Source organism: Kitasatospora sp. NBC_01560 (assembly GCF_045208415.1).
Taxonomy (GTDB): domain Bacteria; phylum Actinomycetota; class Actinomycetes; order Streptomycetales; family Streptomycetaceae; genus Kitasatospora.
Window position 1 is genome coordinate 1,547,838 of sequence record NZ_CP109364.1, and the last position, 25,631, is coordinate 1,573,468.

The window sequence follows — 25,631 nt, forward strand, 5'->3', positions numbered from 1 at the left end:
CGTGCGTCCTGGTGTCCCGTCATGCCCCTTGTGTGGTCGGAGGTTTCCTGTGATGTCGTTCCGGACGAGCAGCCCCATCTCGCGGGCCTCGCTCCCCTCCCGGGCGGCGGGCCGCCTGGCCCGTATGACCTGGATCGACCTGGCGGTCGCCGCCGCCGTACTCGTCCTGCTCTACCTCGCGCTGCGGGTCGGCCAGGGCACCACCGTGCGTTTCGCCACCGACCAGTCCGCCAAGGTCGACACCGACCCGAGCCGGCTGCCGTACGACGCGGCGAGATCGCTGCTGCGGATGTTCGCCGCGCTCGCCGCCTCCACCGTCTTCACGCTCATATACGCCTACGCGGCGGCCAAGAGCAAGCGGCTGGAGCGGGTACTGATCCCGGCGCTGGACATCCTGCAGTCGGTGCCGGTGCTGGGCTTCCTGAGCGTCGCCGTCGCGGGGTTCATCGCCCTGCACCCCGGTTCCATGCTGGCCCTGGAATGCGCGTCGGTCTTCGCGATCTTCACCTCGCAGGCCTGGAACATGACCTTCGGCTTCTACTACACCCTCACCTCGCTGCCGCGTGAACTCGACGAGCTGTCACGCTCGTTCCGCTTCACCAGGTGGATGCGATTCTGGAAGGTGGAAGTGCCCTCCGGGATGATCAGCCTGGTCTGGAACGGCATGATGAGCTTCGGCGGAGGCTGGTTCTTCCTCGTCGCCTCCGAGGCAATCAGCGTCAAGGACACCAACTACGTGCTGCCGGGCGTCGGCTCCTACGCGGGCGCCGCGATCGCCGACGGCGACCTCGGCAAGGTCGGCTGGGCCATCCTCACCATGGCCGCCATGGTCATCGGCGTGAACCTGCTGTTCTGGCGGCCGCTCACGGCCTGGGCCGAGAAGTTCAAGAACGAGCAGTCCGAGGCCACCGAGGTCCAGACCTCCGCCGTCCTCAACCTCCTGCGACGCTCCAACTGGCCCCAGATCCTCGGCAACCTGCTGCGCCCCGTCGGGCGGGGACTGAGCCGCGCCGGCCGCATCCTGGGCACCGACGACCGGCCGCTGACCGTCGACCCGGCGCGCAAGCGCACCGGCGACATCGCCTTCACCGTCGTCGCCGGCGCCGTGATCCTCTGGGGCCTCTACGACCTCGCCCGCTACCTCAACGACCAGACCGGCCTCGGGGTCTTCGGCGAACCACTGCTGCTCGGCCTGGTCACCTTCGGACGGGTCATCCTGCTGGTCGCCGTCGCCACCGTGATCTGGGTGCCGATCGGCGTGAAGATCGGCTTCTCGCCGAAGCTGACCCGCATCGCCCAACCGGTCGTCCAGGTCCTCGCGAGCTTCCCCGCCAACTTCCTCTTCCCGCTGGCCATGTGGTTCTTCCTCAAGACCGGTCTGTCGATCAACATCGGCGGCATCCTGCTGATGTCGCTCGGCGCCCAGTGGTACATCCTCTTCAACACCATCGCCGGCGCCATGGCCATCCCCAGCGACCTGCGCGAGGCCATGGACGACCTCGGCGTGCACGGCTGGCAGCGCTGGAAGCGGCTCATCCTGCCCGGCATCTTCCCCTCCTACGTCACCGGCGGCATCACCGCCTCCGGCGGCGCCTGGAACGCCTCCATCGTCGCGGAGGTGGTCACCTTCGGCGGCACCACCCTGACCGCCACCGGCCTCGGCGCGTACATCGCGAAGGCCACCGCGGCCGGCGACTTCCCGCACCTGCTCGCCGGCATCGCGGTGATGAGCCTCTACGTCGTCGGCCTCAACCGCCTGTTCTGGCGCCGCCTCTACCGCCTGGCGGACACCCGCTTCGCCCTCTGATCTTCCTCCCGCTGCTACCCACCCCCTGGAGCCCGCCATGGTGCTGAGCACCCTTCGCAACCTGCGCACGCCCACCGCGACCATCCCCGCCCCCTCCTCCAGCTCTGCCACCGCCAAGCCGGCGCGCGCCGTCGACGGCGAGATCCTGCTCGAGACCACCGCGCTCACCAAGACCTACGCCGGCGCCGACGGCGAACTGCCCGTCCTCGCCGGTATCGACCTGCAGATCCGGGCCGGTGAGGTCGTCGCCCTGCTCGGCCGCTCCGGGTCCGGCAAATCCACCCTGCTGCGCTGCCTGGCCGGCCTCATCCCGCCCAGCTCCGGCACCGTTGCCTACCGGGACCAGCCGCTCAAGGGCGCCAACCCCGGCACCGCCATGGTCTTCCAGACCTTCGCCCTGCTGCCCTGGCTCACCGTCCAGCAGAACGTCGAACTCGGTCTGGAAGCCCGCGGCACAGCCCCCGACCAGCGCGCCGAGGCCGCCCGCGCCGCCATCGACCTGATCGGCCTGGACGGCTTCGAGTCCGCCTTCCCCAAGGAGCTCTCCGGCGGCATGCGCCAGCGCGTCGGCTTCGCCCGCGCCCTGGTCGTCGAACCGGACGTCCTCATGATGGACGAACCGTTCTCCGCCCTCGACGTCCTGACCGCCGAGAACCTGCGCGGCGAGCTGATGGAACTGTGGGCCTCCGGCCAGTTCCCCACCCGCGCCATCGTGCTGGTCACCCACAACATCGAGGAAGCCGTCCTGATGGCCGACCGCATCGTCGTCCTCGGCTCCCGGCCCGGCACCGTCAAGGAGACCTTCCACGTCGACCTCGACGGGCCGCGCGACCGCAACTCCCCCGCCTTCCAGGACCTCATCGACCGCGTCTACCGCGTCATGACCGGCCGCACCAAGGAATCCCGCATCCCGGGCCGTCCCGACGGCATCGACACCGACCGGCGCACCCCCGCGAACACCCCGCTGCCCGGCGCCAGCGTCGACGGCCTCTCCGGCCTCGCCGAGATGATCGCCCACCACGACGGCCGCTGCGACCTCGCCGACCTCGCCGACGACCTCGGCCTCGAGGTCGACGACATCCTCCCCCTCGTCGACGCCCTGGAACTCCTCGGCTTCGCCGGCATCAGCGGCGACGACCTCCTCCTCACCGACCGCGGTACCGCCTACGCCGGCGCCGACGTCCAGGAATCCAAGACGATCTTCGCCGAGGCCGCGATGCACGCCCCCCTGGTCAAGCTCATCACCACCAGCCTGCACCAGAACGCCGGCGGCACCCTGCGCGCCGGCTTCTTCCGCGACGTCCTCGCCCACCACTACACCAGCGAGCAGGTCACCCAGCAGCTGGAAACCGCCACCGACTGGGGCCGCTACGCCGAGCTCTACGCCTACGACGCCGACCCCCAGGAATACCGCCTCGAGAACGACCAGCCCCGGCCGACGGCCCGGTCCTGAACAACCCGACGCCGCTGCCCACGCCGGCGGAGACGGTGCCCCGATCCGGACACCCCTCCGCCGGCGGAAGCAAGCACAGCGGGCCCGGACGGGCCGAACGCGGTGCGGAGGACGAGAGAGACGCGTCAGGCCACCTCTCACCCGTGTCCGGTGACTGGCCGGGCGGCGTGCACCCGCCGGGCGGCCCGGGCAGGCTGCTCCCGGGCAGCCGCGGCCCCGGACGGCACGGCGGCCTCACCGGTGGCCCGCTCCGCGGTGGCCCTGGCCACCAGCTGCGTCTCCTCCAGGAGCCCGCTGACGTGCTCGGCCGCCCGGTAGTAGATGCGCGTCCCCTCCCGCCGCGACTCCACCAGACCCGCCGCCCGCAGCCGCGCCAGATGCTGCGAGGTCGCGGCGACATGCGCACCGAGCAGCTCCGCAAGCGCACTCACCGGCAGCTCCCGCCGCGTCAGCGCCCACAGCAGCCGGTAGCGCGAGGCGTCGGCCACCGCCTTCAAGACAGCGACCGCCCGCTCGGCATCAGCCGAATCCCACGACACTATTTGCGTCCCCATGCAAGTATGGTAACCGGCCGTACGCGCTACGGGCCATGCCCGTCGCAAGGCGACGCTCCCGGCGACCAGACACCGCCACACCCGACATCCGTGGTCCGCCACGCCGGCACCGACCTGGCACCGCGCGACCGGCCTCCGAAAGGAAATCTCGAATGCGCCGCTACGCACCGGCGATCGTCATCTGCGCGATGCTCGCCTGGATCACCTTCCTCGTCATCTGGATCCGCATGGACCAGTAACCCAGTCCTGAGCGCGGACGCACCCACGGCCCCGTCCACTACACGGGCGCCCACGCCCACTGAAGCTCCACCCTGCGGTCGGACACCTGGAGACCGGGACATGCGAGCCCGCGAGAAGCGACCGCGGGCGGGAACACGAGCAACGTCCGTGAAGTGCGGAAATACGGCAGATCGACGGTGGTCGCACAGAGCCGTCCCGACCGTTCGACTCATGATCGAGCCCCAGCGACATGCAGCACGGTCCGGCACGGCGGACACTGGCGGGTGGAGGTTGCTGCGATGTCCGATTGGCGTGCGCGTGCGGCACGTGACGGCCGGAAGCCGCTCTACCGGCCCGCCGAGCCGGCGGGCGGACCTGCCCCGCACCCGGCTCCGGAGCAGTCGATGGACCCGAGGTCCGAGCCCGCGGGCGAGCAGGTGCCACTGGAACAGTCGCTGGTCGACGCCGCCGTGTACCGCGACGGCTGCCGGATCGACGTCCCCACCGGCCTCACCGACATCTACCGCCAACTCCCCGGTGAACCCGGCGCCATGGCCTGGATCGGACTGTACCGCCCTGCCGAGGCCCAGCTGCTGGAGGCCGCCGAGCGCTTCGGCCTGCACGAGCTGGCCGTCGAGGATGCCATCGTCGCCCACCAGCGCCCCAAGCTTGAACGCTACGGCGACACCCTCTTCGTCGTCCTGCGCGCCGCCCGCTACCTGGACGACGTCGAAGAGGTCGACTTCGGCGAGATCCACCTCTTCGTCGGCCCCGACTTCGTGCTCACCGTCCGCCACTCCCAGTCCCCCGACCTGTCGGCGGTCCGCCGGCGGCTGGAGGCCGACCCCGACCTGCTCGCCCTCGGCCCCGAAGCCGTGCTGTACGCAATCCTCGACGCGGTCGTGGACGGATACGCACCGGTCATCGCGGGCCTGCAGCACGACATCGACGAGATCGAGACCGAGGTCTTCGGCGGCGACCCCAAGGTGTCCCGGCGCATCTACGAACTCTCCCGCGAGGTCATCGACCTCCAGCGGGCCACCCGCCCGCTCCTCGACATCATGGGCAGTCTGGAGGCCGGCTTCGACAAGTACGGCACCGATCAGGAACTCCAGCGCTACCTGCGCGACGTCGCCGACCACGCCACCTACGCCGCCGAGCGCGTCGACGGCTTCCGCCAGATGCTCCAGAACATCCTCACCGTCAACGCCACCCTCGTCTCCCAGGCCCAGAACGAGGAGATGAAACAGCTCGCCGAAGCCGGCCACGCCCAGAACGACGAGATCAAGAAGATCTCCTCCTGGGCCGCCATCCTCTTCGCCCCGACCCTCATCGGCACCGTCTACGGCATGAACTTCGTCCACATGCCCGAACTCAACTGGCTGTTCGGCTACCCGTTCGCCATCGCCCTGATGGCCGCGGTCTGCGTCGGCCTGTACGTGATCTTCAAACGCCGCGACTGGCTGTGAGGACACCACCTGGAACGCACCGACGCGACGCCCTGCCCACGCGCCAGCCGCGCTGGGCCGCCCTGTCAGAGCCAGCCGTTACGGCGAAACGCGCGGAAGACGAACACACAGACGGCGACGGTCACCAGCAGCACCGCCGGGTAGCCGAACGTCCACCGCAGCTCCGGCATGTAGTCGAAGTTCATGCCGTACACACCCACCACCATCGTCGGCACCGCCACCAGGGCCGCCCCGGCGCTGATCTTGCGCATGTCGGTGTTCTGCTGCAACGACAACCGCGCAACGCTCACGTCAAGGATGCTGGAGACCAACTCGTCGAACCCGACGATCCGCTCCTTCGCCTGCGCGTGATGGTCGGCGACATCCCGCAGATAGGCGGCGATCCCCGCCGGCACCTCCGACAGCGACCCGTCCGCCAGCCGCTGGAGCGGCAGACCGAGTGGCACCACGGCCCGCTTGAACTCCAACAGTTCACGCTTGAGCTGGTAGGTCCGCCCGGAATGGTCACCGCGCTCCGGAGAGAAGACCTCGCTCTCCAGCTCCTCCACGTCCCGCTCGAAGGCGTCCGCCACCTCCAGATACCGGTCGACGACGTGGTCGGCCACCGCGTGCAGCACCGCCGCGGGGCCGAGCGCCAACAGCTCCGGGGCGGCCTCCATGTCACGCCGCACCCCGGTCAGGCCCGGCGCACTCCCGTGCCGCACCACGATCGCGAACCCCGGCCCGGCGAACACCATGATCTCCCCGGTGTCGACGATCTCACTGGTCGCCGTCACCTTGTCGTGCTCCACGTAGACGATCGTCTTCAGCACCAGGAACAGCGTGTCCCCGTACCGCTCCAACTTCGGCCGCTGATGCGCACGAACCGCGTCCTCCACCGCCAACGGGTGCAGCTCGAACGCCGCCGCGATCTCCGCGAACTGCTCAGCCGTCGGCTGATACAGACCGATCCACACGAACCGGCCCTCCCGCTCGCCTATCCGCCGCAGCACCTTCGACAGGTCCACCTCGCCCGGCAGCCGCCGCCCGTCCTCGTACAGTGCACAGTCCACAACCGCCCGCGCAACCATCCCGGCCACCACCCTCCGCACACACCGCCGCCGACAGCCAGCCAACCTACCGGGTGTGCTGGGGTGCCCACACCGCCCCCGGAAGCGGAACTCCGGACCACGCCGCGGAGTCCGGCGACCTGCGGCCGAGCGACGTCCAACCTGTTCCCGCCCTGCTCGGCGACGCGCACGCCTACCGGCGGTTGCGCCACGGGATCGGTATCGTCCGCCCCGAGGCACCATGCCTGCGGCCCAGCAGCCCGCACGGAGGAGGACCACCATGGCCGATCGCGGTTCCGTACCCCGGCCACCGGCGGCTCGCCGGCCGAGCACCCAGGACACGGCGCGCCTCGCGCTGGTGGTCGGTGCGCTCGGCGTGGTCTTCGGTGACATCGGGACCAGCCCCATCTACACCCTCCAGACCGTGTTCAACCCGAGCGACCCGCACCCCGTGCCGGTCACGGTGGCGAACGTGTACGGGGTGGTGTCGCCGGTGTTCTGGTCGGTGGTGATCATCGTCCTGGTCACCTACGTGCTGCTGGCGATGCGCGCCGACAACGAGGGCGAGGGCGGCATCATGGCGCTGATCACCCTGCTTCGGCGGTCGGGCTCCGCACAGGGCCGTCGCACCACCGCTGTCCTCGCCGCGCTCGGGATCTTCGGCGCGTCGCTGTTCTTCGGCGACAGCATGATCACTCCGGCGATCTCGGTGCTGTCCGCCATGGAGGGGCTCAAGGTCGTCGACGCGTCGTTGGAGAACGCGGTCGTGCCCGGCACCGCGGCGATCATCGTGGTGCTGTTCCTGGTGCAGCGCAAGGGGTCCGCGGCGGTGGGCCGGCTGTTCGGGCCCGTGATGATCGTCTGGTTCGTGGCCATCGCCGCGTGCGGCGTGAGGGGCATCGCGGACCACCCGCAGATCCTCAGGGCCCTGTCGCCCGGCTACGCCCTGGGATTCCTGGCCGGCCATTTCGGCACCGCGTTCTTCGCGCTGGCCGCAGTCGTGCTCGCCGTCACCGGCGCCGAGGCGCTCTACGCCGACATGGGGCACTTCGGCCGCCGGTCCATCACCCGCGGCTGGCTGTTCCTCGTCTTCCCCGCGTGCGTGCTGAGCTACCTCGGCCAGGGCGCGCTGATCCTCGACGATCCGGGCAACATCAGCAGCCCGTTCTTCCTGCTCGTCCCCGGCTGGGGACAGATCGCGATGGTCGTCCTGGCCACGGCGGCGACGGTGATCGCCTCCCAGGCCGTGATCACCGGCGCGTACTCGGTCGCCTCCCAGGCCGCCCAGCTCGGCTACCTGCCGAGGCTGCGGATCGCGTACACGTCCGAGTCCACCATGGGTCAGATCTACGTGCCCTGGATCAACTGGCTGCTGATGGTCTCGGTGCTCACCCTGGTCTTCGCCTTCCGCAGCTCGACGGCGCTGGCCTTCGCCTTCGGCATGGCGGTCACCGGCACCATCACCATCACCACCCTGCTGTTCTTCTACGTGGCCCGCGCGAGGTGGGGCACGCCGAAGTGGCTGGTCGCCGTCGGCGCGACCGCGCTGCTGTCGGTGGACCTGCTGTTCGTGGCGGCCAACGCCACCAAACTCCTCCACGGCGCGTGGCTGCCACTGCTGATCGGCCTCACCGCCTTCTCCGTCATGACCACCTGGCAGCGCGGCCGCGAAATCGTCACCGCGGAGCGCGCACGACACGAAGGCCCGCTGCGCGAGTTCGTCGACCACCTCCACAGCGGGCAGGTGCAGGCGCTGCGGGTCCCCGGCACGGCCGTCTTCCTCAACCGCGGCAAGCAGACCGCCCCCCTGGCCATGCGCGCCAACGTCGAGCACAACCACGTCCGCCACGACCAGGTCGTGATCCTCTCCATCGAGACCGAGACAGTGCCCCGCGTCCCGGCCGACCGGCGCATCCTCGTCGACGACCTCGGCTACGCCGAGGACGGGATCATCCACGTCACCGCCCGGTTCGGCTACATGGAGACCCCGGACGTGCCCGGCACACTGGCCATGCTCACCCCGGCCGAGACCGAGGGACAGCTGCAACTCGACCAGGCGTCCTACTTCCTGTCGAAGATCGAGCTCCGACGCGGGAAGACACCCACCATGGCACCCTGGCGCAAGCGGCTGTTCATCGCCACCTCCTACATCACCGCCGACGCCGCCGAATACTTCGGCCTCCCCCGCGACCGCACGATCATCATGGGCTCACACATCGAGGTGTAACCACGCCGGCCACCAAAGGCCGGTTCAGAAGCGAGCGACGACCGCCCGGAGAAAGTCGCTCACCCAGGTGCGGCCGCACAGAACCCCGACGACCGACTCGCCACTCACGCAATGACGACGCTCACCGGCCCGGTCCTCGCGACGGCCGATCACCACCGGCAGCCGTACCACCGGAGATCTGTCGGCACGTCAGAATGGCCGAGTGCCAGAAGGCATCAGGACCGAACCCGGAGGTGCAACCCATGACGCGATACAGCGTCGACCCCGACCGGCACGAGCTGATCGCCACCTGGGGAACCGGCGAAGGCGACCTCGCCACCCGGGTAGTCTCCCTCCCGGCCGGGGCCGAGACCTCCGTTCTGCTGCGCCTGGCCAGCGCGCTCAGCCACCTGTCCGACGCCGCCTGGCGCACCTACACCCACCCCGCCAGTGCCGCCTCCTCCGTCGAGCCCAACTCCGAGGGCTGGCGCCGCGAGGAGGAACGCAAGTCCTTCGACGAGGTCCCCGATGCCATCACCCGGCCCAACCTCCCCCGGGACGGCATGCTCGACGTCGAATACAGCCCCCTGGTCGAATCCGCCCACCGCGCCGGCCGCGCCCTGCACGCCCTCGACGACCAGCTGCTCACCGACGCCGTCCTCGCCGAAGCCGCCGTCGAGCTCGTCGCCGTCGAGAACGCCGAGCTCGGTGACCTCACCGGCCGCGCCCGCCAGGCCGTCCTCCTCAGTCGCGAAGGCGCCTCCCCCGTCCAGGTCGCCGCCGCCGACCGCCTCCTCGAACAGAACCCCTTCGGCCCCGCCGTGCTCCTCACCGAGATCGACCCCACCGCCGCCGCCGTCGCCGCCGCACACTGGCTGGCGGCCGCCGCCGAGGTCACCGCCGAAGCCACCGGCCACTCCCCCACCACCGTGCTCCTCGAAGCCGACGGCATCGAAGCTCTCCCCCACGAAACCCCCACCCTCGTCCTCGAACTCCTCGAAGCAGGCGTCTCCCCCTACGACGCGGTCACCGGCCTCGTACGCCACGCCCTCCACGTCGCCGACGGCCACCTCCCCGACCCCGCCGGCCTGCGCGAACAACTCGAAGACCTCCACGACGACCTCACCGAACACACAGGCCCGGACACCGACCCCGAGGACACCGGCCTGCACCTCACCCCCCTCGACCCCAAGCGCCCCGCCCGCGACCTCCTCGAAGACCTCCTCACCGGCATCCACGGCTGCTGGCTCCTCCACGAGGAATACGACGAACTCGACGACGAGGACGACCTCGACGACGAGGACCGGGACGGCGCCGAGCACGCCGGACAGCCGCACAACCGCAGTCGCAGCCGCAGCCGCTTCGCCCAGCTCGTTCGCGAAGCCGCGGCCGCCCACCGCGACCGACTCGTCTGACCGCCCGCCGTGCCCACCCGCCCACGGATTCCCCGCAGTCCCGTCCGACCCCAGGCCGGCTGACCTGGCCCGCTGTTCAGTGACACGACGTAGCCGCATCGAGGGGCATGACCTCCATCCCCAGACCCTCAGGCAGTTACGTACAGTAACGAAATTCCGGGCATCCGCAGTGCCGACCCGGGTATCGAGGGAGTCGTCCGCACATCCGCATGCCCAGCGGGTCCTCACCGCGAGTCGCAGGTCAGAGGCCTGATCCGGCGTTGGTGATCGCATGGTGGTCGCAGACGACCCTCCGGCCGGTCGCACCGCTAACCTCCGCGAGCCGATCACGAACCAACGACCGCTGGAGGAACACGAAGTGCGCAAGTCAGCACGGCCAGGCCGGGTCTACCGCCGTTGCGGATGCCGGGACGCAGCCCGGCGCCAGCTCGGGGCGGCGTGTCCGCACCTGGCCGAGGAGGGGCACGGTACGTGGACGTTCGCCGTCGACATCCCCTCCCTCACCGGCCGCAGGCGCACCGTACGCCGTGGCGGCTTCGAGGACGCCTTCGCCGCCGAGACGGCGCTGCGGCGCTTCCTCGAAGGGCGCAAACTCGGCTTCGACGCCGACCCCCACGAGACGGTCGCCGCCTACCTCACCAAGTGGCTCAAGGGCATGGAGTTCCTGCTCAAACCCACCACCTACGCCCGCTACCGCACCTACGTGCTCTGCGAGTTGATACCCGTCTTCGGCAAGCTGCGCCTGGAGGAGCTCGCCCACGACCACATCGCCACCTACGCCCACGAACAGCTCGAAGCCGGCCGCGGACGCCAGGCCGTCTACCACTGCCTCGCAACCCTCTCCAGCGCCCTCGGCACAGCCGTCCGCACCCACCGCCTGCCCTTCAACGCCGCCCAGCCCCTGCCCATGCGCAGGCCCCGCCCCGACGAACGCGTCCCCTGGACCGCGGAGCAGGCCGTCGCCTTCCTGGGGCACTGCCGAGGCGTCGACCCCGCCTTCGCCGACCTCTTCGAGGTCATCATCGGCACCGGCCTGCGCAAGGGCGAGGCACTCGGCCTCCAGCGCCCGTGCGTGCGGCTCGACGACCGCGTCATGTACATCCGCCACACCCTGTCCGCGATCGACAACCACGAACTCGTCCTGACCGCACCGAAGACCAGGAAGAGCCGCAACTGGGTGCCCCTGTCGGAGCGCGTCGCCGCCGCCCTCCAGCGCGCCATGACCCGCAGCACGGCCACCATCAACGGCCACGTCTTCCAGGGCCCCGACGGCAAGCCCCTCCACCCGGCCGCCGTCCGCCGGCGCTTCCACGAACTGCGCGAACAGGCCGCACTGCCCCACGTCACCATCCACGACCTGCGCCACCTCGCCGCCACCCTCGCCCTGGAGGGCAACGTCTCCATGGCCGTCATCTCCAAGACCCTGCGGCACTCGACACTCTCGACCACCGCCAACATCTACAGCCACCTGACCCGGGACGTCGCCAGAGCCGCCGTGAACACCATCGAAGCAAGGCTCCACCTCGTCGAAACCCGCATCCGGCACGACCCGGACGCCCCTGCCCACGACGTCGGCCCGCCGAACCCACTGTTCAGCCACGCGGCCTGACCAACGCACCCCTGAGGTCGGCTCAGCGTTCCGAGCCACCCCGGCCTCCGGGGCCGAAAGCACGCGGGACTCCCGGCTCATAACTGACACCCGATAAACGTGCGGCCCGTCGCAACAGACGACGCCGCAGGTTCCACCGGCATGCCCATTTCCCGCGAATCCCGGCCCATTTCAGCGCCGCCGAGGCGACCGGTCCGCGATCGGCCGCACGCGGATTCCGGATAGGTGAACAAATACCCCGTCACGGCCGGATCACAGGGGCCAGGCCTGCGGAAACGCGCCCAGCAAGGCCGCGTGAACGAGCGTTCACGATCACCTTGCGACCACCAAAGGAAAAAGCCACTCCTATCATTTCGATAGAAGTGGCTTCCGACCTGCAAAAACGCTGGTCGGGACGACAGGATTTGAACCTGCGCCCCCTTGACCCCCAGCCGCGACCGCCATTGACGAGTCGATGACCGAGACCCCTGGGTGGGTCCACCACAGCGGGAGTTCAGTCCACTGGCGCAGGCCGCTGCGAAGCAGGACCCCGTCCTCGACCCACACCAGCTCTCCGGAGCTGCCGGTCACGTCCAAGCACGCCCAGAGGAAGCCGCCCATCGTCTCCTGGCCGGTCGGCGCGGCGATGTTGTGGACCTGGTGACCGACGCGCAGGGCCTGGTCGAGCGCGAACGCCGCGACGTCCCGGACATCCACCGGCTGAATGCTCCTCGCGGGATCCCCGGGCGCGAGGATTCGTCCGCCGTGTTCGGCCCGTCGCAACCACCACGGCAGCCGCCCCACGTACTCCCCCGGTCCGAGGATCACGCTGGGTCGCAGAAGGCTCGTGCGGCTGAGGCCGAACGTCTCGGTCACCGCACGCTCGGTGCCGGCCTTCCGCTGCCCGTAGTAGGGATTGACCCCGGATGCTCCCTCCGGCGGCTGGCCGTATTCCGGGCCGGCGTCAGCCGGAGCCTCCCACACCGGCGAGTCGGTGGTCAGAGGCTCGGTTGGCCAGCCCTCGTACACCGCCACCGTGGACACGTACACGTACCGGCCGGCGACCGGTTCCAGGGCGCGGGCGCCGGCAAGTACGGCTCCCGGGTGAAGCGCAGAGGCGGAGGTATCGATCACCGCGTCCCACGGGCCGTGCGCTGCCAGTCGGGCGAGGTCTTCGGGTCGCTCCCGATCGCCGTGCACAGCGCTCGCGCCGGGCACGGGATTTCCAGACCGCCCGCGCGTGAACGTCGTCACCTCCCAGCCTCGCGTCAGGGCATCACTCACGACTGCCGGGCCCAGGAACCAGCCTCCGCCCAATACAAGGATCCTCATGCGGCCGATCCTGCCAGTCCGGCGCCGCCGCGCCCAGTAGAGCCTGAGCTCGCTACTGCGAGGCCAATCGGGCGATGGAACCGGACGCCGGGTTGATCGGGTCGCTGTAGCACATCAAGACCGCGCTGGACCACGTCGAGGTGCGCTGGATCGAGCATTACGGCTGCGAGGCCGACGACGTCGTCGCCACGCTGATCACCTTCGCCCGCCAGGACGAGCGGCCGGTGGACGTGATGAGCGCGGACAAGGACTTCCTCCAGCTCCTCGACGACCCGGGTATGCCCGTGCTGAACACGATGCTGGCCGAGCACCGCCCCTACACCGCCGGCCCTGACGTCCTGACCCGCCCCGGGCCACCGCCCCCACCATCGGGCCCTTCAGAACCGTGACCGAATACGCCCGGCTCGCCGGCTCCTACAGCGGCCTCAAGGCGCGCGGTAACGCCAGTGTCGGCGCGATCTGGTCCACGGACGGGTCCGCTACGTTCACGATCACGCCGTGGGCGTCCCAGCAACTGGCCGTCCGGAGCCCGATCTTCAACGGTTCCTACACCGCCACGGACACGACCACCGGCCAGGTCGCCACCACCGTCCGTACCGGCGAGCGGATCACGTTCCCCGGCACCGGATACCACGTGTAGAAGATCACGGGCACCCTCGTCCACTGAACCGTTCCGATCACACTACGCAGGCGCCGCGAACTCCGATTATGCCGATCCGAGGCGACCGACACCCCAGTTCGCGAGACACCCTGCGGCGGTCCCGGGTGCCGGGACCGCCGTCTCTGCGCAGCCGATCGCGGATCCGATCAGCTCTGTCGGGGCCCTCCGGTTCAGTCCGCCGAAGCCCCGCTCATGCGACGCAGAACTCAGCTGTGCCGCGCCGTCCAACGCGCTTCACTGACTTCCGCCCTATGAGGTCAACCGACCCAATGTGGCCGGTCAACCCGACCACGCTGCTCCTCACCATCACCGTCGCCGTCTTCCTGCACTGACCGGCGCCGTCGGAGCCCGCCCCGCACAGCGACGGATCTGGTGACCGCAGCGGCGAAGCGACTGCGAACTCACGGCACGGCGCCGCTGTGCGAGCGCACGGTGTAAACAGATCGACCAGCTCCATGCGCCGTGGTCTCAGGAGAACCCACCGAGTCAACTGATGGATCATCAGAAAAGTCAGCAAAAGGTCAGCATCGATCCGATTAAAGGCTGTCACACCGTCCCAAACATGCGACTCGACGTGACATCCCCCACAGGGTCCTTTCACCCGACCGGCGCGCCCCCACAGCCCCTCAAGCCGGCACACCGCGTGATCCGGATCCACCACTGGAGAGGACCGCAGATGCGTGCCTCACAAACACATTTCACGAGGTCAGCGCACTCGCCCGCGCGCCTTCAGGGGGAGGCCCGGAAGCTCTGGCGCCCGCAGACGAGCCCCGTCGTAGCCGTGCACTTCACCGAAGCGAAACCCCTTCTCCCAGTCATTTCGTGCCTGTACGATCTCGTCACCGGATCGGCCGATGAAGTTCCACCACATGACGAGGTGTTCCTCGAAGGGGGCGCCGCCGAGCAGCAGCAGGGAGCTGTCGGTGCGGGCGTGGAGGGGGAGTTCGCGGCGGTCGGTGCCGAGGTAGAGCATCGAGCCGGGGTCGAGGGGGACGCCGTCGACGTCGGTGCGCCCGGACATGGTGAGGACGGCGTACTCGAAGCCGGGTTCCAGGGGCAGGCGCAGGTCGGCGCCCTGGGTGAGGGTGAGGTCGGCGCCGACCAGGGGGGTGTGGGTGGTGCCGGGCGAGGTGGCGGTGTCGAGGGTGCCCAGGATGACGGTGGCGTGCAGGCCGGGGGCGGTGACGACGGGCAGCTCGGCGTGGTGCTCGAAGGCCGGGTCGGTGTGCCGGTGGGCGTCCGGGAGGGCGACCCAGAGCTGGGCGCCGTGCAGCAGGCGGGCGTGCTCGCGGGGGGACTCCTCGGAGTGGGAGATCGCCCGGCCGGAGGTCATCAGGCCCAGCTCGCGCGGGCGCACCGTCCGCAGGCTCCCCAGACTGTCGCGGTGCAGCACCTCGCCCTCGTGCAGCCAGCTGACCGTCTGCAGGCCCATGTGCGGGTGCGGCGGCACCTGCATCCCCGGCTCACCCGCGATGTCGTCCGGACCGTAGTGGTCGACGAAACACCACGCCCCGACCATCCGCCGCCCCAGATTCGGCAGCAACCGCCGCACCACCGTACTGCCACCGAGCGCGGTCTCGCGCGGGGCCAGCAGTTCGTGGACGGGGCCGCCGGGTCGGGCGCCGCTGCGGAGGTCGGGGGTGACGGCTCGGAGGTCGGGCTCAGCCATGGTGTGCCGTGCTTCCTGCGGTGGTGGGGGTGCCGGCCGCGCGGGCGGGGGCGGGCACGACGGGCGTTCCGGCGGTGACCGCGCGGGTGACGGGCGTGCGCTCGGCGATGTCCAGCAGCCGGGCGCGCTGGGCGTCGTCGAGGTCGCCGACCAGGTCGATCCGCCGGGTGATCCGGACGGCCTTCTCCGGCCCCTTCTCGTAGCCGAGGTGGACCCGGACGGTCTCCAGCGGCCAGCCCTTGCGCTGCGCGTACATCCGCAGGGTGATCGCGGTGCACGAGCCGAGCGCGGAGAGGAGCAGGCCGACCGGGGTGGTGGCGGTGTCGGCACCGCCGGCCGACTCGGGTTCGTCGGCGGCGAGCCGGTGCCGGCCGGAGCGGATGTCGATCCGGTAGTCCTCGCCCGTGCTGGTGGCGACGGCGGCGGCGGACCGGACGAAGTCGGCGGCGGGCGCCGAGGCGGCGGGGACGGTGGCGGACGCGGCGTCGGGCGTGGCGGCCGGGTGCTCCGCCGGGGCGGCGGTCACAGGCCGAACCGGGCGCGCTGGGCCTCGGGCACCAGGTCGACGTAGTCGGGGTGCTTGCCCAGCCAGCCGCGGATGAAGGGGCAGTACGGGAGGACGGCGAGGCCCTGCGCGCGGGCGTCGTCCAGGGCGGCGCGGGCGAGCGTGCCGGCGAGGCCGCGGCCGGCGAACTCCGGGTCGATCTCGGTGTGGATGAAGGCGATCTCGCGCTCGTACCGGTGGTACTCGGCGAAGCCGGCGGGCTTGCCGTCGTCGGTGATGTCGTACCGCGACTTCTCCGGGTTGTCCGTCACATCGGTGGCCATCGGTCCTCCTCGGGGTGAGCGCGGGGGTTCGCCCCGCCGATCATGGTTTTAATTTATCATTCAACTACAGGAGGTTCAAGAGTGCCCCCGGAACGGACGGCCAGGGCCCGACGGCGGCACCGCCGGGCCCTGGCAAACCGTCAGAAGGCCGAGTGGGCGAACCAGTGGGCCAGCAGCTGCTCGTCCCCCTGCACGTCGAAACGGTCGTCGGACCGGTCCAGCCGGCCGTAGAGGAGCAGCAACAGGTCCGCCGCGGTGCCCCGGACGGTCGCGTCGGCAGGGGTCCCGGCGGCCGCGTCGGCGCCCTGCGGTACGAGCCCGAACCCGTCCGGCCGGAGCCGGACCAGCCAGTCGCCGGCCCCGTCGGTGCGGGTGAACCGGACGGTCCGGCCCGCGGCCCGCAGCTCGGCGGTCCTCGGGGCGAAGAGGGCGGCGAAGGGCAGGTTGACCAGGAACTCGGCCACCCCGTCGGCCGCCAGGGCCGGGTCGATCTCCGGGCGGTGGCCGAGCGCGAGCTCCGCGTCCACCCGGTGGACCAGCGTCTCGAACAGCATCCGGCGCACCCAGAACCGCGCGTGCTGATCCGCACCCCAGGCCCACATCGGCGCGTCGAGGTCGGCCGCGGCGAACTCCGCACCGGCCTCGGCCGCCGCCTCGGCCAGCCAGTCGGGGTAGCCGTCCGGCCCGTCCGGCAGCCGCAGGTCGACCTCACGGCTGCGCGGCGGCTCCTGGACCCGCTGCCGCAGCAGGACGGTGAACCAGCGCTGCACGCTGCCGGCGTGGCGGACCAGGTCGGTCAGCGTCCAGCCCGGGCAGGTGGGCACGGCGGTCGCCGGGTCGGCATCCCGGACGGCGGCGACGAAGCGGGCGGTCTCGGCGGCGACGGCGCCGCCGTGGTCGAGGGTGGTGGTCACGGACGTCCTTCTCCCGGAGCGGTGAATCGGTGGGTCGGAAAGGGTGTCGACGGGCAGGGTGTCGACGGGCAGGGTGTCGACGGGCAGGGGCCCGGCCGGCGCGGGGGCGGTCCCGGCCGGTGCCGGACCGGTCATGCCAGCGGCCGGTCGGTGAGGGGCTTGTCGACCACGGCCTTGGCATGGCTGAACGTGTCGATGGAGTACTCGCCGTGGTACCGGCCCATCCCGCTCTCCCCCACGCCGCCGAAGGGCAGCTCGGGCATGGCCAGGTGAGAGACGGGCAGGCCGAAGGTGAGCGCGCCGGAGGAGGTCTCCTCGGTCAGCCGCTGCTTGGTCGCCTCCGACTCGGTGAAGGCGTACAGCGCGAGCGGCTTGTCCCGCTCGTTGATGAAGGCGATCGCCGCATCGAGGTCGGGCACGGTGACGATCGGCAGGACGGGGCCGAAGATCTCCGCCGTCATCACCGGGGCGTCCGGGGAGACGTCGGCGAGGACGGTCGGGGCGAGGTAGCGCTCCGCGCGGTCGTGCCCGCCGCCGGTGACCACCCGCCCGTCCGCGAGCAGCGCGGTGAGCCGGTCGAAGTGGCGCTCGTTGACGATCCGCCCGTAGGCGGGGCTGGCGGCCGGGTCGTCGCCGTACAGCTCGTGGACGGCGGCGGCGAGCTGCTCCTCCAGCCCGGCGGCCGTCCCACCGACGGCGAGGACGTAGTCGGGGGCGACGCAGGTCTGGCCGGCGTTGAGGAACTTGCCGCGGGCGATCCGCCGGGCGGTGAGCGCGAGGTCGGCGCCGGGCTCGACCACGACCGGGCTCTTGCCGCCGAGCTCCAGGGTGACCGGCGTGAGGTGCCGGGCGGCCGCCGCCATGACGATCCGGCCGACCGTGCCGTTGCCGGTGTAGAAGATGTGGTCGAAGCGCTGCTCCAGCAGGGCGGTGGTCTCGGGGACGGCCCCCTCGACCACGGTCACCGTCTCCGGGTCGAGGTAGCGCGGCAGCAGCCGGGCCATCGCCGCGGAGGTCGCCGGGGCCAGCTCGCTCGGCTTGACGACCGCCACGTTGCCCGCCGCCAGGGCGCCGACCAGCGGGGCCAGCGCGAGCTGCAGCGGGTAGTTCCACGGCGCGATGATCAGCACCACGCCGAGCGGGTCGCGGACCACCCGGGCCTCGGCCGGGCGGAAGACCTCCGGCACGGCGGCCGGCTTCGGCCGGAGCCACTCCTCCAGGTGCGCCACGGTGTGGTCGAGCTCGTGGAGCGTGAACCCGATCTCGGTGCGGTACGCCTCCGCCGCGCTCTTGCCGAGGTCGGCGGCCAGCGCCCGCTGGAACTCCTCGGCCTGCTCGGTGAGCAGGGCGCGCAGGGCCGCCAGCTGCTCCAGCCGCCGGTCGAGCGGCTTGGTGCGGCCGCCGGCGAAGGCGGTGCGCAGGCGGGTGACCAGCGCGGGGATGTCCGCGACGGCGGTGGCCGGGGCGGGAGCGGCGGAGGCCGGGGTGGCGGAGGTCGGGGTGTGCGTCATGAGGGGGCTCGCGGTCCTTCCGGAGGCTTGATGACCTAGATGGTTTATGTCTTCAAGTATTTTGACCGTAGACCTCAATGGTTGAGGATGTCAAGCAATCTCCCTATGCTGGATGTATGCCGCAGACACCCCAGGCCGTACCGCCGCCCTCGCCCGAAGAGCTGATGGACCAGCTCGCCCGGGTCGCCGCGGCGTACTACCGCCACTTCGCCGCGGTGGCCGCCGGGCACGGCCTCACCCTGATGCAGGGCAAGACCCTCAGCCTGCTCGGCCGCCCGCGGCCCATGCGCGCCCTGGCCGAACTGCTGGCCTGCGACGCCTCCAACGTCACCGGCATCGTCGACCGGCTGACCACCCAGGAGCTCGTCCGGCGCGAAGCCGACCCCGACGACCGCCGGATCAAGAACATCGTCCTCACCGAACAGGGCGAGGAGACGGTCGGACGCATTCGGGCGGAGCTGATGTCCGGCCTCACCTCCCTCGGACAGCTCACCGGGGACGAGCGCACCACCCTGCGCACCCTGCTCGGCCAGGCCTTCCCCGAGACCACGGCCCCGCCCCGACCGACGGCCTGACCCGCCCCTCCCCCGCCCCTTGCCGCCCTGACCCGCCCCTCCCCCGCCACGACCACGCCCCGGGTCGGGCCGGGTCGCGCCGGGCCGACAGCGCCATCAGCCGGGGACGGTCCGGAACCGGAGCCGGTACTCCGTCGGCGTTGTGTCGAGGGTCCGGCGGAACGCCCGGACGAGGGTGTCCGTCGTGCCGAACCCGCAGCCGGACGCGATCCGGTCGAGCGTGGCGTCGGTGGCTTCCAGCTGGTGGCGGGCCCGCTCGACCCGGGCCGACTCGACGTAGGCGCTCGGCGTCATGCCGAGCTCCGCCTTGAAGATCCGCGTGAGCTGCCGCTCCCCGACGTGGGCGTGGGCAGCGAGGTCCGCGACGGTGAGCGGACCGGCCAGGTTGCGCGTGATGTGGAGCCGCAGCTCCTCGATGCGCCGCGTCGTGGAGACGGGCTCCAGCGGGACGCTGAACTGGCTCTGCCCGCTCGGCCGCTTCAGGTACATCACGAGCTGGCGGGCGACGCGCAGCGCGACGGTCTCGCCGAAGTCCTCGGCGACGAGGGCCAGTGACAGGTCGAGGCAGGCGCTGATCCCCGCGCCCGTCCACACGTTGCCCTCGCGGATGAAGATCGGGTCGGCGTCGACCTCGATCTCCGGGTGGTCGGCGGCGAGTTGCTGCGCGGTCGACCAGTGGGTGGTGGCGCGCCTGCCGTCGAGCAGCCCGGCGGCGGCGAGGATGTGCGCGCCGACGCAGACCGAGGCCACCCTCCGGGCGTTGCCGGCCAGCGTCCGCACCCACGCGACCACGGCCGGGTCGGTCAGCGGGTGCACGCGGCGCCGGCTGTCGACCTCCACCGCGCCCGGCACCAGGAGGGTGTCGATGCGCCGCGCGGCCGCCTCGCCGAAGGTGAGGTCGGGGAGGATCCGCACGCCCGCGGAGGTGGTGACGGGGTCCGTCGTGGCCGCGGCGAGGACGACGCGGTAGCCCGTCGCGTCGTCGGTCTCGCGCTGGACGAGCGAGAACACCTCCGGCGGCCCGGTGACGTCGAGCAGGTCGACGCCCTCGAAGAGGACGACGACGATGAAGCGTTCGACGGTGCTCATGCAGCTCCTGACTCTCTCCGGCCCCGAGTCCGGGCCCGGCCCCGGGTCTCGGCCCGATCTGAGTCCGACCCGACCCAGCCAGCCGGCCCGGCCCGGCCCGGTCGGCGCATCCCCGATGTCGGTATCTGCATGTTAGACGGCATTGCCGACATCGCACGGCCGGCCGTAGCTTTCAAGGGCAGCCCACCGCGGGCGAAACCGCGGAAACCCCAGCACGGAACCGAAGGTGGTACCCCCATGGCTACGACGACCCTGCGCGCGCTCAACGGTCTCGACGAGACGCCCGCGTCACTCGCCGACGCGACCCTGATCCTGATCGACTACCAGAACACCTACGTCGGCGGCGTGATGGAGCTGGAGGGCTGGGAGACCGCGCTCGACTCCGCCGCCGCCCTCCTGGCCCGGGCCCGCACCGCGGGCAGCAAGGTCATCCACGTCGTCAACGACGGCGGCGAGGGCACCCCGTACGACATCCGCGCCGAGATCGGCCGGATCCACCCGCGGGTGGCACCGGTGGAGGGCGAGCCGGTGGTCGTCAAGCAGACGCCGAACGCCTTCCTCGACACCGACCTCGACCGGCACGTCGACGCCGCCGGCCACAAGGACGTCATCGTCGCCGGCTTCATGACGCACATGTGCGTCACCTTCACCACCGCGGGCGCCTTCCTGCGCGGCAACCGGCCCACCGTGGTCGCCGACGCCTGCGCCACCCGGCCGCTGCGATCGGTGGGCGCCGACCTGACCGCCGCCCAGGTCCACCACGCCGCGCTCGCCACCATCGCCGACCTGTACGGGGTCGTCGTCCCGACCGGCGCCTCGGTGGCCTGACCGCCGCGGGGCCCGCCCCCGCACCCTCCGCGGAAGACCGTTCCCCTCCGGGCGAGCGGTCTTCCGCCGTTCCCGCCGCGTCGTGGAGCCGGGTTCCTGCCTCAACCCCCTTGCAGGACAGTGCCGTTCCTACCCGAACGGCACCCTGGCAGGGCGTTTTCGCACCTGCCGCGATTCAAACCTGATTCCCCGGAACGTTCACCCTATCGGGTACAGAGATCGCTCAGGAGCGCTCCCGGTCGCACCGCCCCGCCTACCGTTGATCAGCGGGCGACAAGGGGGCCAGACGCCGAACTCCCCTCCCTGCCAGGCCAGGCGACGGCCCGTCATGACTACCGGTCCTTCACAGAGGGAGGCTTCCCCATGCCCGTGGGCACCACAGCGGAGCACCGCACGACGGGACTACGCACAACGGGACCAGGCACGACGGAGCTACGCACGACCGGACCACGCACGACGGAGCGCCGCACGGACACCCCGGCGGCACGGCCGTGAGCCGCCGGACCCTGGAGCGGATCCTCGGCGGCCCCAGCGGACTGGGGACGGCAGGCCTGCGGCCCGCCCGGAGCGACACGGCACCACAGCCCGGCGACGCCATCCCCGGCCTCTACCACCACCCGATCGCCGAACCCGACCCCGTCCGCTCCGAGGAGGTCGGCCACCGGATCAAGGCCTGGGCGGTGGACGAGGTCGAGCTCTACCCGCCGGAGTGGGAGGACCAGTTCGACGGCTTCTCGGTGGGCCGCTACATGGTCGCCTGCCACCCCGACGCCCCCGACATCGAGCACCTGATGATCGCCGCCCGGCTGATGACGGCCGAGAACGCGGTCGACGACTGCTACTGCGAGGACCACGGCGGCTCGCCCGTCGGCCTCGGCGGGCGCCTGCTGCTGGCGCACACCGCGCTCGACCCGCTGCACACCGCACCGGAGTACCACCCGGCCTGGGCCGAGTCGCTGCACGCGGACGCCCCCCGGCGGGGCTACCGCTCGGCCATGGACTACTTCGTCCGCGCGGCCACGCCGTCCCAGGTGGACCGGTTCCGCCACGACATGGCACGCCTGCACCTGGGCTACCTCGCCGAGGCCTCCTGGTCCGAGACCGACCACGTCCCGGACGTGTGGGAGTACCTGGCGATGCGCCAGTTCAACAACTTCCGCCCCTGCCCGACCATCACGGACACCGTGGGCGGCTACGAACTGCCGGCCGACCTGCACGCGCTGCCCGCCGTCCAGCGCGTCATCGCGCTCGCCTCCAACGCGACGACGATCGTCAACGACCTGTACTCGTACACCAAGGAGCTGGCCGGCCCCGGCCGGCACCTGAACCTGCCCGTGGTGATCGCCGAGCGCGAGGACCTCGCCGACCGCGACGCCTACCTCAAGGCGGTCGAGGTCCACAACGACCTCATGCACGCCTTCGAGGACGAGGCCACCACGCTGGCCGCCGAACTCCCCGCCCCCACCCTGCTGCGCTTCCTGCGCGGCGTGGCCGCCTGGGTCGACGGCAACCACCACTGGCACCGGACCAACACCTACCGCTACAGCCTGCCCGACTTCTGGTAACCAAGGAGCTGACCAATGACGACGACCGACATCACCACCGCCCTCACCACCGCCCCGATCCCCGGGCCCGCAACCCCCTACCAGGACGACATCGCCCGCTACTGGGACGGCGAGGCCCGGCCCGTCAACCTGCGCCTCGGCGATGTGGACGGCCTCTACCACCACCACTACGGCATCGGCGCCGTCGACCACGCCGCGCTGGGCGAGCCCGGTGACAGCGAGCGCGAGAAGAAGATCATCACCGAACTGCACCGCCTGGAGTCCGCCCAGACCGATGTGCTCCTGGACCACCTGGGTGACATCCGGCGCGACGCCACCCTGGTGGACGCCGGCTGCGGCCGCGGCGGCTCCAGCGTGATGGCCCACCAGCGCTTCGGCTGCCGGGTCGAGGGCGTCACCCTGTCGGCCAAGCAGGCCGAGTTCGGCAACCGGCGCGCCCGCGAGCTGGGCATCGACGGCTCCGTCCGCGCCCAGGTCTGCAACATGCTCGACATGCCCTTCGGCACCGGCGAGGTGGCGGGCTCCTGGAACAACGAGTCCAGCATGTACGTCGACTTGCACGACCTCTTCGCCGAGCACTCGCGGATCCTCTCCGTGGGTGGCCGCTACGTGACCATCACCGGCTGCTGGAACCCGGCCTACGGCCAGCCGTCGAAGTGGGTCTCCCAGATCAACGCGCACTTCGAGTGCAACATCCACTCCCGCCGCGAGTACCTGCGCGCCATGGCCGACAACCGCCTCGTCCCCCAGGCCGTCATCGACCTCACCCCCGACACGCTCCCCTACTGGGAGCTGCGCGCCACCTCCTCCCTCGTCACCGGCATCGAGGAGGCGTTCATCAACTCCTACAAGGACGGCTCCTTCCAGTACGTCCTCATCGCCGCCGACCGCGTCTGACACACCCGGCGACCCCGGCCCCCAGCCGGCAGCGTCCGCCCGGCAGCCCACCCCGGGCTGCCGGGCGGACGTGCTGCTCGCCCCCACCCGACCCGGGCCTTCCCGACCGGCGCCGGAGGGCACTCCTGCGAGCGCCCCCGGGCGGCCGCCGAAAAAGAATTCCGCCGGCGTTGAACCGATCCGGGCCGGGATCCGTGTTGGGGGTGCAAGCGTCAACGGGACGCGGTCAGCATCAACCAACCTGGTACCAGGAGGAGTTCGTCATGTCCAAGTACTTCGGGAGCCGTCGTCTGCTCGCCGTCGCCGGCCTCGCCGCCGTCGCCCTCGCCGTGACGGCCTGCGGGCCCGGTGACGACAGCCCGGCCGGGGCGGCCGCGGCTCCGCCCGCGGCGTCGGGGTCCTCGGCGGCGGCCCCGGCAACCCCGGCGGCCCCGGCGTCCGGGGCGGCGGCGGGTGTCCGGCTGGTGGCGGCCGACTCGGCGGCGCTCGGGGCGATCGTGACGGACGCCTCCGGGCGGACGCTGTACCGGTTCGACAAGGACACCGCCAAGCCGTCCGCGAGCACCTGCACCGATGCCTGTGCCGCGAAGTGGCCGCCCGTCACCGTGCAGGACAAGGTCGACGTCACCGGCGTCAGCTCCGCACTGGTCGGGAGCGTGACCAGGCCCGACGGGAGCAAGCAGCTGACGCTGAACGGCTGGCCGCTGTACCGGTTCGCCGGGGACAGTGCGGCGGGGCAGGTCAACGGGCAGGGCGTCGGCGGCACCTGGTTCGCGAGCACGCCCGAGGGCAGGAAGGCCCAGGCGGCCGGGCAGGCGCCCGGCACGGCGCCGGCGGCGAGCGCGTCGCCGAGCGGCGGCTACTCGGGCGGCTACTGACCGCGGGCCGAAGGGCGGCGCAGGCGTGACCGGCCGGGGCCGCCTTGCCTGCGCCGCGGGCGACCGGGGAGACTGTCGCGGTGCACCCGGGCCGCTCTCACCACCCGCTGGAGGGCGCCGCGCTCCCGGTCGGCGTCCTGCTCTGCCTTGCCCTGGGCCTGTCGCTGCTGGCGGTGCGCCTGTGGCCGGCGCCCGCTCCCCCGGCCGACTACGTCGCGATCAGCGCGGTCAGCGCCGAGGCCGCACCGGAGCCGGCCGGACCGGATGCCTCCACCGGCTCGTACGCCGAGGACTGCGGACGCAACCGGGAGGGGCACCGCAACGCCGACAACGTGGTGATCTCGCCGGGGGTCGTCGGCGGCGCGCACCACGTCCACGACTACGTCGGCAACGTGTCCACGGACGCCTCGTCCACCGATGCGACGCTGGTCGCCGCCGGGACGACCTGCACCGGCGGCGACCGCTCCAGCTACTACTGGCCGGTGCTGCGCCGCACGGACCGGACCGCGGAGGCCGGACCGCACGGACCGCACGCACCGGCGGACGGCGGGCACGGTAACACCGGCGAGATCCTCACCCCCGAGACGGTGTCCGTCGAGTACCGCGGAAACCCCTGGAGCAAGGTCGTGCCGATGCCGCGCTTCCTGCGGCTGCTGGAGGGTGACCCGACGGCGGCCACCGACGGCGGCGCGGACGCCCGGGCGCGGTGGGGCTGCAGCGGGTTCCCCGGCCGGACCACCACCCGCTACCCGCTCTGCCCGGCCGGAAGCCTGCTCACCCGGACGCTCGACTTCCCCAGCTGCTGGGACGGGCGCCGCACCGACAGCCCCAACCACCGCGCCCACACGGTGTTCCCGACCGCCTCGGGAGTCTGCCCGCCGCACACCTTCCCGATCCCGCAGCTGCGGGTGACCGTCGGTTACCGGCCACCGCCGGGCACGACCTTCGCCCTGGACGCGTTCCCGGAGCAGCAGCACAGTCCGCTCACCGACCACGGGGTGTTCGTCGGCCTCATGAGCGACGGACAGATGGCCTCCGTGGTGGCCTGTCTGAACCAGGACCGCACCTGTCGGGAATCCGGTTGAACCGGACGGCCGTCCCGTACGTGCTGGTCCTGGCACCTG

General features: G+C 71.4%; 22 protein-coding genes and 1 pseudogene. 14 read left to right on the forward strand and 9 right to left on the reverse strand.

The window, feature by feature from the left end; genetic code table 11:
• Positions 1 to 124: 124 nt before the first annotated feature.
• Together OH807_RS06285 and OH807_RS06290 are read left to right on the forward strand one after the other, a co-directional pair.
• Positions 125 to 1,807, forward strand: a complete 1,683-nt coding sequence (locus OH807_RS06285) for an ABC transporter permease (protein ID WP_406194909.1) — start codon at positions 125 to 127, stop codon at positions 1,805 to 1,807.
• Positions 1,808 to 1,844: 37 nt separating this feature from the next.
• Positions 1,845 to 3,260, forward strand: coding sequence for a nitrate/sulfonate/bicarbonate ABC transporter ATP-binding protein (locus tag OH807_RS06290; protein ID WP_406194913.1), 1,416 nt, complete (start codon positions 1,845 to 1,847; stop codon positions 3,258 to 3,260).
• Between the two features lie 137 nt (positions 3,261 to 3,397).
• Here the strand turns inward: OH807_RS06290 and OH807_RS06295 are convergent, their stop codons facing one another.
• Positions 3,398 to 3,814 (reverse strand): ArsR/SmtB family transcription factor, encoded by a 417-nt coding sequence (locus OH807_RS06295; RefSeq protein ID WP_406194915.1) that lies wholly within the window; start codon positions 3,812 to 3,814, stop codon positions 3,398 to 3,400.
• A gap of 518 nt (positions 3,815 to 4,332) precedes the next feature.
• Here OH807_RS06295 and OH807_RS06300 point away from each other — a divergent pair.
• Complete coding sequence (locus OH807_RS06300) at positions 4,333 to 5,502, forward strand: magnesium and cobalt transport protein CorA (RefSeq protein ID WP_406194917.1); 1,170 nt, start codon at positions 4,333 to 4,335, stop codon at positions 5,500 to 5,502.
• 65 nt (positions 5,503 to 5,567) lie between these two features.
• Here the strand turns inward: OH807_RS06300 and OH807_RS06305 are convergent, their stop codons facing one another.
• The gene (locus OH807_RS06305; protein WP_406194919.1) at positions 5,568 to 6,572 is read right to left on the reverse strand and encodes a magnesium and cobalt transport protein CorA; all 1,005 of its coding nucleotides are present in this window, start codon (positions 6,570 to 6,572) and stop codon (positions 5,568 to 5,570) included.
• A gap of 259 nt (positions 6,573 to 6,831) precedes the next feature.
• Between OH807_RS06305 and OH807_RS06310 the strand changes: the two genes are divergently transcribed.
• From OH807_RS06310 to OH807_RS06320, 3 genes are all read left to right on the forward strand, one after another.
• Positions 6,832 to 8,778, forward strand: a complete 1,947-nt coding sequence (locus OH807_RS06310; protein ID WP_406194921.1) for a potassium transporter Kup — start codon at positions 6,832 to 6,834, stop codon at positions 8,776 to 8,778.
• Positions 8,779 to 9,020: 242 nt separating this feature from the next.
• Positions 9,021 to 10,172, forward strand: a complete 1,152-nt coding sequence (locus OH807_RS06315; RefSeq protein WP_406194924.1) for a hypothetical protein — start codon at positions 9,021 to 9,023, stop codon at positions 10,170 to 10,172.
• A gap of 358 nt (positions 10,173 to 10,530) precedes the next feature.
• Positions 10,531 to 11,781, forward strand: coding sequence for a tyrosine-type recombinase/integrase (locus OH807_RS06320; protein ID WP_406194927.1), 1,251 nt, complete (start codon positions 10,531 to 10,533; stop codon positions 11,779 to 11,781).
• A 348-nt stretch (positions 11,782 to 12,129) separates the two neighbouring features.
• On the opposite strand, the gene OH807_RS06325 is transcribed toward OH807_RS06320, so the two are convergent.
• Positions 12,130 to 13,092 (reverse strand): NAD-dependent epimerase/dehydratase family protein, encoded by a 963-nt coding sequence (locus tag OH807_RS06325; protein ID WP_406194929.1) that lies wholly within the window; start codon positions 13,090 to 13,092, stop codon positions 12,130 to 12,132.
• Positions 13,093 to 13,217: 125 nt separating this feature from the next.
• Here OH807_RS06325 and OH807_RS06330 point away from each other — a divergent pair, with 125 nt between their 5' ends.
• Together OH807_RS06330 and OH807_RS06335 are read left to right on the forward strand one after the other, a co-directional pair.
• On the forward strand, positions 13,218 to 13,481 hold the full coding sequence (locus tag OH807_RS06330) for a hypothetical protein (protein WP_406210742.1): 264 nt from the start codon (positions 13,218 to 13,220) through the stop codon (positions 13,479 to 13,481).
• Positions 13,478 to 13,732: a glycoside hydrolase family 95-like protein gene (locus OH807_RS06335; RefSeq protein ID WP_406194931.1), complete on the forward strand. Its 255-nt coding sequence runs from the start codon at positions 13,478 to 13,480 to the stop codon at positions 13,730 to 13,732. Before OH807_RS06330 ends, OH807_RS06335 begins: the two co-directional genes overlap by 4 nt.
• A gap of 727 nt (positions 13,733 to 14,459) precedes the next feature.
• Here OH807_RS06335 and OH807_RS06340 read toward each other — a convergent pair.
• The 5 genes from OH807_RS06340 to OH807_RS06360 all read right to left on the reverse strand — a co-directional run bounded on the left by OH807_RS06340 (position 14,460) and on the right by OH807_RS06360 (position 18,675).
• Entirely contained in the window at positions 14,460 to 15,422 is a 963-nt protein-coding gene (locus tag OH807_RS06340; protein WP_406194933.1) for a pirin family protein, read from the reverse strand.
• A complete protein-coding gene (locus OH807_RS06345; RefSeq protein WP_406194936.1) occupies positions 15,415 to 15,948 on the reverse strand; it encodes an OsmC family protein in 534 nt (177 codons plus the stop codon). The genes OH807_RS06340 and OH807_RS06345 overlap by 8 nt, the downstream gene beginning before the upstream one ends.
• Entirely contained in the window at positions 15,945 to 16,250 is a 306-nt protein-coding gene (locus tag OH807_RS06350) for a GNAT family N-acetyltransferase (RefSeq protein WP_406194939.1), read from the reverse strand. Before OH807_RS06350 ends, OH807_RS06345 begins: the two co-directional genes overlap by 4 nt.
• Positions 16,251 to 16,390: 140 nt before the next feature.
• Positions 16,391 to 17,164, reverse strand: a complete 774-nt coding sequence (locus OH807_RS06355) for a maleylpyruvate isomerase family mycothiol-dependent enzyme (RefSeq protein ID WP_406194941.1) — start codon at positions 17,162 to 17,164, stop codon at positions 16,391 to 16,393.
• Positions 17,165 to 17,295: 131 nt separating this feature from the next.
• Positions 17,296 to 18,675 carry an aldehyde dehydrogenase family protein gene (locus tag OH807_RS06360; protein ID WP_406194942.1) on the reverse strand — a complete coding sequence of 460 codons (1,380 nt, stop codon included), beginning with the start codon at positions 18,673 to 18,675 and terminating at the stop codon, positions 17,296 to 17,298.
• A 116-nt stretch (positions 18,676 to 18,791) separates the two neighbouring features.
• Here OH807_RS06360 and OH807_RS06365 point away from each other — a divergent pair, with 116 nt between their 5' ends.
• Complete coding sequence (locus OH807_RS06365; RefSeq protein WP_406194944.1) at positions 18,792 to 19,250, forward strand: MarR family winged helix-turn-helix transcriptional regulator; 459 nt, start codon at positions 18,792 to 18,794, stop codon at positions 19,248 to 19,250.
• Between the two features lie 96 nt (positions 19,251 to 19,346).
• Here OH807_RS06365 and OH807_RS06370 read toward each other — a convergent pair whose 3' ends face one another.
• Complete coding sequence (locus OH807_RS06370; protein WP_406194947.1) at positions 19,347 to 20,339, reverse strand: GlxA family transcriptional regulator; 993 nt, start codon at positions 20,337 to 20,339, stop codon at positions 19,347 to 19,349.
• 237 nt (positions 20,340 to 20,576) lie between these two features.
• On the opposite strand from OH807_RS06370, the gene OH807_RS06375 reads away from it, so the two are divergent.
• The 5 genes and pseudogenes from OH807_RS06375 (at position 20,577) to OH807_RS06395 (ending at position 25,592) form a co-directional block, all read left to right on the forward strand.
• Positions 20,577 to 21,167, forward strand: a complete 591-nt coding sequence (locus OH807_RS06375; RefSeq protein ID WP_406194950.1) for an isochorismatase family protein — start codon at positions 20,577 to 20,579, stop codon at positions 21,165 to 21,167.
• A gap of 506 nt (positions 21,168 to 21,673) precedes the next feature.
• A pseudogene (locus OH807_RS06380) lies at positions 21,674 to 22,732 on the forward strand (family 2 encapsulin nanocompartment cargo protein terpene cyclase); the annotation flags it as partial.
• A 15-nt stretch (positions 22,733 to 22,747) separates the two neighbouring features.
• Entirely contained in the window at positions 22,748 to 23,629 is an 882-nt protein-coding gene (locus OH807_RS06385; RefSeq protein ID WP_406194952.1) for a geranyl diphosphate 2-C-methyltransferase, read from the forward strand.
• Positions 23,630 to 23,892: 263 nt separating this feature from the next.
• Complete coding sequence (locus OH807_RS06390; protein ID WP_406194954.1) at positions 23,893 to 24,507, forward strand: hypothetical protein; 615 nt, start codon at positions 23,893 to 23,895, stop codon at positions 24,505 to 24,507.
• 80 nt (positions 24,508 to 24,587) lie between these two features.
• Positions 24,588 to 25,592 (forward strand): DUF1996 domain-containing protein, encoded by a 1,005-nt coding sequence (locus tag OH807_RS06395; RefSeq protein ID WP_406194956.1) that lies wholly within the window; start codon positions 24,588 to 24,590, stop codon positions 25,590 to 25,592.
• Positions 25,593 to 25,631: the final 39 nt, after the last annotated feature.

Bases quoted from the DNA above. Each gene is read 5' to 3' on its own strand.
- OH807_RS06300 (WP_406194917.1), top strand. From the start codon at position 4,333: ATGTCCGATTGGCGTGCGCGTGCGGCACGTGACGGCCGGAAGCCGCTC.
- OH807_RS06375 (WP_406194950.1), top strand. From the start codon at position 20,577: ATGGCTACGACGACCCTGCGCGCGCTCAACGGTCTCGACGAGACGCCC.
- OH807_RS06305 (WP_406194919.1), bottom strand. From the start codon at position 6,572: ATGGTTGCGCGGGCGGTTGTGGACTGTGCACTGTACGAGGACGGGCGG.
- OH807_RS06315 (WP_406194924.1), top strand. From the start codon at position 9,021: ATGACGCGATACAGCGTCGACCCCGACCGGCACGAGCTGATCGCCACC.
- OH807_RS06285 (WP_406194909.1), top strand. From the start codon at position 125: ATGACCTGGATCGACCTGGCGGTCGCCGCCGCCGTACTCGTCCTGCTC.
- OH807_RS06365 (WP_406194944.1), top strand. From the start codon at position 18,792: ATGCCGCAGACACCCCAGGCCGTACCGCCGCCCTCGCCCGAAGAGCTG.
- OH807_RS06340 (WP_406194933.1), bottom strand. From the start codon at position 15,422: ATGGCTGAGCCCGACCTCCGAGCCGTCACCCCCGACCTCCGCAGCGGC.
- OH807_RS06325 (WP_406194929.1), bottom strand. From the start codon at position 13,092: ATGAGGATCCTTGTATTGGGCGGAGGCTGGTTCCTGGGCCCGGCAGTC.
- OH807_RS06295 (WP_406194915.1), bottom strand. From the start codon at position 3,814: ATGGGGACGCAAATAGTGTCGTGGGATTCGGCTGATGCCGAGCGGGCG.
- OH807_RS06370 (WP_406194947.1), bottom strand. From the start codon at position 20,339: ATGAGCACCGTCGAACGCTTCATCGTCGTCGTCCTCTTCGAGGGCGTC.
- OH807_RS06385 (WP_406194952.1), top strand. From the start codon at position 22,748: ATGACGACGACCGACATCACCACCGCCCTCACCACCGCCCCGATCCCC.
- OH807_RS06360 (WP_406194942.1), bottom strand. From the start codon at position 18,675: ATGACGCACACCCCGACCTCCGCCACCCCGGCCTCCGCCGCTCCCGCC.
- OH807_RS06390 (WP_406194954.1), top strand. From the start codon at position 23,893: ATGTCCAAGTACTTCGGGAGCCGTCGTCTGCTCGCCGTCGCCGGCCTC.
- OH807_RS06290 (WP_406194913.1), top strand. From the start codon at position 1,845: ATGGTGCTGAGCACCCTTCGCAACCTGCGCACGCCCACCGCGACCATC.
- OH807_RS06310 (WP_406194921.1), top strand. From the start codon at position 6,832: ATGGCCGATCGCGGTTCCGTACCCCGGCCACCGGCGGCTCGCCGGCCG.
- OH807_RS06350 (WP_406194939.1), bottom strand. From the start codon at position 16,250: ATGGCCACCGATGTGACGGACAACCCGGAGAAGTCGCGGTACGACATC.